Source organism: Streptomyces sp. DH12, from assembly GCF_020873895.1.
In the GTDB taxonomy this organism is placed as follows: Bacteria; Actinomycetota; Actinomycetes; order Streptomycetales; family Streptomycetaceae; genus Streptomyces.
This window is the reverse complement of record NZ_JAHWGT010001649.1, coordinates 1-391: the sequence shown is the minus strand read 5'-3', so window position 1 is coordinate 391 and position 391 is coordinate 1. Positions and strand designations below refer to the sequence as shown.

At 67.8% G+C, this 391-nt stretch carries 2 pseudogenes; one reads left to right on the top strand and one right to left on the bottom strand.

Annotation, left to right across the window (positions count from 1 at the left end):
* Positions 1–141, top strand: a pseudogene (locus LPA54_RS41545) (IS5/IS1182 family transposase); the annotation flags it as partial.
* Positions 142–198: 57 nt separating this feature from the next.
* Here LPA54_RS41545 and LPA54_RS41540 read toward each other — a convergent pair.
* Positions 199–391, bottom strand: a pseudogene (locus tag LPA54_RS41540) (hypothetical protein); the annotation flags it as partial.

The window sequence follows — 391 nt, the reverse complement described above, 5'->3', positions numbered from 1 at the left end:
CCTGCTGCTCACGCCGGGCTCTAAGCGGGCGACTCCCCGCACATGAGTCAGGTCCTGGATCGGATCAGCGTCCCCCGGCCGCTGGGCGGACGACCTGGGACCCGGCCGGACCACGTCAGCGGCGACAAGGCATACAGCTCCGCCGTCACCGCCGCAGCGATCCGGCTCCCGCTCCGTCGGTGATCCGCCGGACAGACCTCAAGGGTGCAGTTCATCCGTCCGGGACGTCTCAAGACGGTGGAAGCCGGCGAGGCGCGGTGAGACGGTGAAGGGGAAGGATTCTCCGCCGGGGGTCTTCAGGGCCGCCACGATGTCATGGTCCGGTGCGCCGAATATCTCGAAGTGCTGCACGGTGCAGTGCTCCATCACCTCACGGATGTACGGATCCGAC